Source organism: Limnohabitans sp. G3-2, assembly GCF_002778275.1.
GTDB lineage: Bacteria > Pseudomonadota > Gammaproteobacteria > Burkholderiales > Burkholderiaceae_C > Limnohabitans_A.
Map to the genome: position 1 here is coordinate 475,838 of NZ_NESG01000001.1, position 7,142 is coordinate 482,979.

8 protein-coding genes are annotated in these 7,142 nt (G+C 52.0%); 5 read left to right on the forward strand and 3 right to left on the reverse strand.

Going from position 1 to position 7,142, the window contains the following annotated elements:
• Window positions 1-4 precede the first annotated feature (4 nt).
• The 3 genes from B9Z31_RS02195 to B9Z31_RS02205 are packed head-to-tail and all read left to right on the forward strand — an operon-like array spanning window position 5 to window position 1,360.
• Window positions 5-499, forward strand: coding sequence for a plastocyanin/azurin family copper-binding protein (locus tag B9Z31_RS02195; RefSeq protein ID WP_100117898.1), 495 nt, complete (start codon window positions 5-7; stop codon window positions 497-499).
• Between the two features lie 26 nt (window positions 500-525).
• Window positions 526-1,008 (forward strand): DUF411 domain-containing protein, encoded by a 483-nt coding sequence (locus B9Z31_RS02200; RefSeq protein WP_089957688.1) that lies wholly within the window; start codon window positions 526-528, stop codon window positions 1,006-1,008.
• A gap of 7 nt (window positions 1,009-1,015) precedes the next feature.
• The gene (locus B9Z31_RS02205) at window positions 1,016-1,360 is read left to right on the forward strand and encodes a copper-binding protein (protein WP_090142667.1); all 345 of its coding nucleotides are present in this window, start codon (window positions 1,016-1,018) and stop codon (window positions 1,358-1,360) included.
• Between the two features lie 706 nt (window positions 1,361-2,066).
• Here the strand turns inward: B9Z31_RS02205 and B9Z31_RS02210 are convergent.
• Window positions 2,067-2,810 (reverse strand): hypothetical protein, encoded by a 744-nt coding sequence (locus B9Z31_RS02210; protein ID WP_089957680.1) that lies wholly within the window; start codon window positions 2,808-2,810, stop codon window positions 2,067-2,069.
• A 573-nt stretch (window positions 2,811-3,383) separates the two neighbouring features.
• Here B9Z31_RS02210 and istA point away from each other — a divergent pair.
• Entirely contained in the window at window positions 3,384-4,922 is a 1,539-nt protein-coding gene (gene istA, locus B9Z31_RS02220; protein ID WP_100117899.1) for an IS21 family transposase, read from the forward strand.
• Window positions 4,919-5,671 (forward strand): IS21-like element helper ATPase IstB, encoded by a 753-nt coding sequence (gene istB / locus B9Z31_RS02225; RefSeq protein ID WP_100117900.1) that lies wholly within the window; start codon window positions 4,919-4,921, stop codon window positions 5,669-5,671. The genes istA and istB overlap by 4 nt, the downstream gene beginning before the upstream one ends.
• A gap of 139 nt (window positions 5,672-5,810) precedes the next feature.
• Here istB and B9Z31_RS02230 read toward each other — a convergent pair whose 3' ends face one another.
• Together B9Z31_RS02230 and B9Z31_RS02235 are read right to left on the reverse strand one after the other, a co-directional pair.
• Window positions 5,811-6,032, reverse strand: coding sequence for an ATP-binding protein (locus B9Z31_RS02230; protein WP_100117901.1), 222 nt, complete (start codon window positions 6,030-6,032; stop codon window positions 5,811-5,813).
• A gap of 288 nt (window positions 6,033-6,320) precedes the next feature.
• Window positions 6,321-7,010 (reverse strand): YdcF family protein, encoded by a 690-nt coding sequence (locus tag B9Z31_RS02235; RefSeq protein ID WP_143473804.1) that lies wholly within the window; start codon window positions 7,008-7,010, stop codon window positions 6,321-6,323.
• Window positions 7,011-7,142 lie beyond the last annotated feature (132 nt).

Sequence of the window (7,142 nt, forward strand, 5' to 3'; positions counted from 1 at the left end):
ACGAATGAAACCCAAGTACATCACTTCTCGCCAAATCTTTGTTTTGGTTGCTCTGACCCTGTCAGCGTCGGCTTTTGCGGCTGGAAAGCACGCCGGTGGGCATGGCCATGCTGACGAGGAAACCGCAATTGGCAAACCAGGTGTTGCCTCCAAGGTAACGCAGACCATCAATGTCGATATGACGGATAACATGCGTTACACACCCTCATCTATTCAGGTCAAGCAAGGAGAGACGGTCCGCTTTGTTGTCAAGAATCAAGGAAAGGTCAAGCACGAATTGAGTCTGGGCACCCAGAAGGAATTGCTCGAGCATCTGGAGCAGATGAAAAAATTCCCAGATATGGAACATGACGAACCTGGCAAAGTGACACTATCTCCAGGACAGCAAGGCGAAATTGTTTGGCAATTCACGAAGACTGGAACCGTAAATTTTGCCTGCTTGATGCCAGGCCACTACGAAGCTGGGATGAAGGGCGCGATCAAGGTTGGCAAGAAGTAATTTCATTACAGGAAAGGGCTGCTGAAATGACTGACAAAAACAGTTCAAAAAATTCAACGAGGCGGTTGCTATTGTTGGGAATAGCTTCAATGTGCTCGTCCTCAATTGCTATTGCAGCCAGCCCAAACGCTATAGCTATACAAGTCTGGAAAGACCCTAACTGTGGCTGTTGCAAAGACTGGATTATTCATTTAGAAAAGAATAATTTTTCTTTGAAAGTAAACGATCAAGGTAATAACGCAGCGCGGGCTCGACTGGGTATGCCTCAAAAGTTCGCTTCATGTCATACAGCTCTGGTCGGTGGATATGTGATTGAGGGGCATGTGCCAGCCGAAGACATTCAACGTTTACTCAAAGAAAAACCACAAGCGTTAGGTCTTGCCGTTCCTGGGATGCCTATCGGATCTCCTGGAATGGACGGTCCTGTCTACGGCGCAAGGCGTGACGCGTATCAAGTCTTGCTAATCCAAAAAGACGGATCATCAAAAGTTTTTAACTCTTACTCATGAGGAAAATATGAAAAATATTCAAACCAAAATTGCAACTTTACTATTGACCATTGGTGCGGCTCTTCCCTTAAGCAGTTTTTCCCAAGCTGTCATGGATCACAGCAAGATGAACATGTCTCAAATGACGCCGTCTTTAACCGACGGAGAGGTCAAGAAAATTGATCTCGAAACTGGCAAGGTCACGATCAAACACGGCGAAATCAAACATATGGATATGCCGGGAATGACAATGGTATTTACTGCTAAAGATAAGAGTTTATTGACCAGCATCAAGCCAGGCGAAAAAATTAAGTTTATGGTGATCAATGAAGGTGGCAAGATGATCGTCACTGACATCCAGCTAGTTCAGTAAGAAAACGTCGCTGCATCGAAAATGTGCAGGGCTCCCTGTTCATTGGGCGTCATAGCCTGTTGTGCAAATTGGCCCATGCATCAATGAATCCTATCCGTCAGCACTGGATAGGATGTGTGGTAGCGGTCATTGGCCTATGACCGAACTGACCGGCTGCCGAGCCTGATGGTTAAAGATCGACCGACCGCTACTGGCAGAAAGCCCACAAATGACTGCGGGACACGACCGGCAGCAACCGCTACAAACAAGTCAACGTCTTAAAAGATGTGACCGGCTGCAATGGGTCGGAAGCTGACTGACAAAATTTGTGTTGCGAAATAGGAATTTGACATTAAATGCGGGGGGGGCTACCGTCCAACCCATGGAAGAGTTAGTGTTAAAGCCATTGATCTCATTGACTGTCCACTGACACTAATTTTGGAACCCACACACGCAGAAACACGTTTAAGAATGGCTGAGGCACAACGCGGCAAACCAATCTGGGAGACGTGGGTTGACCGGGCTGGGCCTGTCAAGCTCTTGAAACGAGCCGACTATGGTCAGACTGCTTTTGGCTGGGGTGGGAGCAACGGCCCTTGAAGAAAGACGGCGGTAATGGGGGCCTCGCTGGTTGAAAACCAGGTTGACCAAGGTCGGTCCAGAGAAAAACCATTGACCAGATGCCCAAGTTTCAGATGTCGGTTTGATTTGATGTGCGACCAAGGGGTCATCGATTGATCTCACGGGAGAAGATGACCACTTCCATTCGCCATTCAGGGGATGGGTAGATCCAGTGTTTGCACTTGAGATCAATTTCATGGAATAGATCGAGTGCGATAGGCGCAATCTCTGGCAACACCTTCACCCAAGACTGGCAATGGTGGTAAGCGTTAAGCGCCAACTCTCGTAACTCTTGAGAGGAAATCAATTCTGATTTTTTGACGAGCAAGATGAGCGCAACCAACGCTTCAAATGTTCCGATTTCTGCCAACCGATAGGCCGTTTTTTCATCAAATTTCTGGAAACGATCTGGTTGCGGGATGGCCTGAAGCATTGGAGGTGCTGAAACCATCAGGAGATCCGTGATAGCAGGGGCTAATGCTTTCAGCTGATCGTCAATCCATCTCTGATTGAGCTGATCCCCACGCAACACAGCCCAAATAGGCGAATCAAAGTAGGACGCAGTACCGGGATAGTTTTGATCGGCAATATCAACTGAATATGGCTTACCGACCATTCTTCGCGGGACACGCAAACCCGTTTGATAGCCATCCCATTTACGCGGGCGTACCACCCCTGCCTCTTTGTGTTTAACGATGGACGGCTCTATTGCCAACTCAATGGCGTAGGCACTTGGCAAACCCGACCTGGCTTTGACGGCATAAAACCAGACCTTCGTGCGCAAGACATCAATCGGATTTCGCTTGGGGCGACCCGGCTTTGGCGGTTGCAAAAAGGTGGGCATGGTCATGGTGTACAGAAACTCCGATTATCCGTTCGGGTTCCACAATTGCTAACTTTCGGAAACACTGCGTGACAACCGTAGAGAGACCCGAACAAATGACCACGAGTTCATGCGAGCCAGGCACCTTGGCTGAAAAATTGAAAACAGAAATGGAGCAAACCCATGGCCCACTGCTGGGAGGCCTGCGGTTGGCCAACGCTCTGGGACACGCCAGTGTGGCGGGGCTAAGACAAGCCAGATACCGTGGTCAAGTCGCCGTAACGCTGTTCACGTTGCCACATCGACGAGGTTTTTATGCACTCACCAGAGATGTCGCCCACTGGCTTGCGCAGGCACGGATCACGTCTAGCACTGAATAAAACGAGGAGGAAAAAACCAGAACGACGCTAAATCTAGCCACCCAGAAACGCAAAAGCCCGAGGCGGACACCTCGGGCCTAGCGTCCGACCGAAGCCGAATCAAGTAGTACCTTGTGGGTTGGAGTATCGGTCGAGCATCCCCTCATGTCAAGTGGGCGGGAGTGGGTTAACTCACCCCGAGTGCATGCCTCCTGCACTCGTTTGACCAAAGGAGCAGCCCATGAGGCTACCCGTTCATTTGCAACGTGACATTGCACGCCAGCACTTTTATGACCCGACGTTGGCTCACCGAGCAATTTCAAGAACAACAGGGACGCACCACGACACGATCCGAAAATTTCGACAGCAAGTGGATGCCTCTGGCTTGAGTTGGCAAGAGCTTTCGCCGTTAGATGATGATGCCTGGCGGGCAGCACTTGGAACCCAAGATCGATCTATTGCGCAACTCAAGACGCATCCAGATTGTGAATTGATTCATGCCGAAATGCGGCGACCCGACGCAACTCTGGAGCGTCTTTGGCGAGAGTGGCGCGAGACCACCCCCGACGGGGTGGGCTACTCACAATTTGCCATGCTCTATAGAGCTTGGACAAAAAATCAACATGTGGTGATGCGACGCACGCACCGACCAGGTGAAAAGCTGTTTGTGGATTTTGCGGGCCGGACCGTTGAAATCCGAGATCAAAACGGTGGCCCATCGACCTTTGCTCAAATCTTTGTGGCTGTGCTTGGGTACTCAAACTACACGTACATTGAAGCTACGGCGAGTCAGACCACCAAAGACTGGCTGAAATGTCACGCCAATTGTTTCGAGGCTCTGGGTGGTGTGCCAGAGTGGGTCGTCAGCGACAACCTTAAAGCGGCCGTTTGGCGGCGTGAACGGGATCGAACGGTGATCAACCCAGCCTACAGAGATTGCCTCAGCCATTACGACACGGCACCTCTACCAACGGGAGCACGAAAACCCAAACACAAAGCCAAGGCTGAAGTGGGAGTGCAAATCGCTCAACGATGGGCTTTGTTTTCACTTCGTGATCGCATTTTCTTCAGCCTTGCCGAGTTGAATGCAGAACTCCGGATCAAGGCCGAAGAAATGAATCGCCATCCATTTAAACGGCTCCCTGGCTGTCGATTGGATCGCTTTTTGGAAACAGAAAAAGCGAGCCTCAAGCCATTGCCTGGAACGGCATTTGAATTGAGTGATTGGCGATATAGCGTCAGGGTACAGGATGACTATCACGTCGAACATCAAAGACGCTTCTATTCAGTGCCTCACACGCTTGCACGAGAAAGCGTGGACCTCAGGTTTACAGCCACTGTGATTGAAATTTTCCACCGAGGTCGAAGGGTTGCCCTTCACCCTTTGATTGAGATACAAGGAAATGCCAGAACGATACCAGAGCATCGGCCCGTCATACACAGCCGAGTGCTTGATGCCGAACCTCGGGCATTGTTGGCATGGGCGATGAACGTCGGCGGCAATGTGGAGTTGATGATTCGGCATCAACTTGAAAACCGAAGCGACATCACAAACGGCGTCAAAGCTGCACGACGAATGCGTGATCTCGCAAGGGACTACGGTGAGGCCCGATTTGAAGAGGTCTGCGCCTACGCGATGCCATTGAATATCACCTCACTTCGCAGCATCACATCCATCCTCAAAGAGGATGCAGACAAACGTTTTTCTATCACTCAAGCACCCAAAGTCAAAATCATTGGTGAATTGCGTGGTCCTAGTTATTTTGGAGAATCAGCATGAGCAGCACGCAACAAACCATCGCTCGCCTTCGAGAGCTCAAGCTCGTTCCAATGGCTGATGCTTACGACATGCAGCTTCAGCAACCCAAATTGCATGATGTCAGTTTTGATGATCGCTTTGCAATGCTTGTTGATCACGAGGCATCCGAGCGAGAGGGCCGAAAGTTGAAGCGTTTGATCCGAGGCGCAGGGATGCCTGAATTGGCTTCATTTGAGGATGTGGAATACAAGGTAAACCGTGGACTAGACAAGGCACAGTTGGCATCTTTGGCAAGCTGTGATTGGATAAGGCGTCAGCAAAATCTGATCATCCAAGGCGCTACGGGTGTTGGTAAGACGTGGCTTGCGTGTGCATTTGGCCAGCAGGCGTGCAGGCTAAAAATGCCAGTCCTGTTCTATCGCGCCAGTGATCTTTATGGGGCAATCACAGAGTCATTGCTTGATGGCTCATTGCCCGCTCTGAAGCTGTCATTGAGCAAACCAAGTATGTTGATACTTGACGATCTGGGTTTGGGTGAGATGAATCAACATGCGTCGCAGTTCTTGTTGGATGTGATTGATCGGCGAATGCGCACAGGATCATTGCTCATTACAACGCAATACCCAACTGACCAATGGCATGGGTTCTTTCCTGATCCCACGTTGGCTGATGCGATATTGGATCGCGTGGTGCATCAATCGCATCGGTTATCTCTGAAAGGGGAGTCCATGCGAAAAACAATGGCTCGCAAAAAAATGCAATCCAGCTGATAGTCTGAGTAGTCAGATTGACCATGTCAGTCTGACTACTATCTGGTCAAATCGCCATACTTTTTTCTTTGGTCAACTTGCTGGACTGAGTGGTCAGCTTTGACTGGAATTGATGGTCACGAGGGATTGGAGCGGATGGTCAATAGGTTCTGGAATACGCAAACAACCAATTGCGGTCGCTCACCAGCACATCGTCGGCATTGGCGTAATGGTGCGGCCAAGCACCTTGCGCCATCAACTGCCGCACACCCGTGGTCTTGCCCACCTGGCGCGGCCCGGCCAAAACTTGGATGAGTGGTTGATCAGCCGCAAATCGTTGGGCCAAAGTGGCGACGAATGGGCGTTGGTAGATTTCAGGCATGGTGATTCACATTTTACTAGACGTAACTATTGAAATCACTAGACAAATCTAGTTTATTGACAGTCAACACGTCTACAAGTGCCACTTTCCTTGCGGGAGGCTGTTTCTGTGGGAGGCCGCCCCTGCGGCCGAATGCCTGAACTGGCTCGGACCACCATTCGCGAGCAGGGGCTCGCTCCTACAAAAACAGCTCGCTCCTACAAAAACAGCTTGCTCCTACAAAAACAGCTCGCTCCCACAAAACAACAGATACCCTCCCACAAAAAAACTATGCCCTTGCTGCAAGCCTCACCGCGTCACCCCATAAACCGCCCACCCCAACCACTCGTGCAAAGCCGTTTGCCACAGCAGCAAGCTGCGGGCCAAGGAATACTCGGTCCACAACGTATCGGCGCCGGTTCTGAAATCCACCGGGTATGGTGTCACCCGGCAACCCACCGCCTCGAACTCGGGCACAGCACGGGGCATGTGCCAGGCCGATGTGACCAGCAACCACGGCTGCTGGCAGCGCGCACCCAGCAGGTCAGCCACCAGTCGGGCGTTTTCTCGGGTGGTGCGTGAGCCGCCTTCCAGCGTCACGCGGCCCAAGTCCATGCCCTGCTCCTCGTAAAACGCCTTCGCCAATTGGGCCTCGCTCACGCCCGTGGCCACCAAGCGCCCCTCCCCGCCCGAAAAAACCAAATCCAGCTGCGGGTGCTGGCGCATCAAGCCCACGGGCAGAGACATGCGCTCGGCCGCTTCGCCCAGTGGCACCTGCGCGTGCGCCTGGTAACTGCCCGGGTGCTGCGTCGCCCCGCCCAACACGATCACGCCCACATGACGACCCACGGCCTCCGGGTCCGGCACGGGATAGCGGTTTTCCAGTGGGCGCAGCAGCGCTTGGGGCAAGGCCTCGAAACCCAACAGCCCCAGCACCACCCAACCCGCCCACAACATGCGCAGCGCGGCCCGCCGCCACTGCTCAGACCAAGTGAGCAAACACACCCTGATGGCCAGTCCAAATTCCCCCACCCGTGGCCACCCCAAATTCCCCCAGGCAGCGCCGTCAGATTATGACGTTTCCGGATTGACGACCAAGCGAGCAGCCGCCTCCTTGAGCCTGTAGCTCTT

What these genes read in the sequence shown, in the direction of transcription:
- B9Z31_RS02195 (WP_100117898.1), top strand. Translation starts at nt 5, where the DNA reads ATGAAACCCAAGTACATCACTTCTCGCCAAATCTTTGTTTTGGTTGCT.
- B9Z31_RS02200 (WP_089957688.1), top strand. Translation starts at nt 526, where the DNA reads ATGACTGACAAAAACAGTTCAAAAAATTCAACGAGGCGGTTGCTATTG.
- B9Z31_RS02205 (WP_090142667.1), top strand. Translation starts at nt 1,016, where the DNA reads ATGAAAAATATTCAAACCAAAATTGCAACTTTACTATTGACCATTGGT.
- B9Z31_RS02210 (WP_089957680.1), bottom strand. Translation starts at nt 2,810, where the DNA reads ATGACCATGCCCACCTTTTTGCAACCGCCAAAGCCGGGTCGCCCCAAG.
- istA (WP_100117899.1), top strand. Translation starts at nt 3,384, where the DNA reads ATGAGGCTACCCGTTCATTTGCAACGTGACATTGCACGCCAGCACTTT.
- istB (WP_100117900.1), top strand. Translation starts at nt 4,919, where the DNA reads ATGAGCAGCACGCAACAAACCATCGCTCGCCTTCGAGAGCTCAAGCTC.
- B9Z31_RS02230 (WP_100117901.1), bottom strand. Translation starts at nt 6,032, where the DNA reads ATGCCTGAAATCTACCAACGCCCATTCGTCGCCACTTTGGCCCAACGA.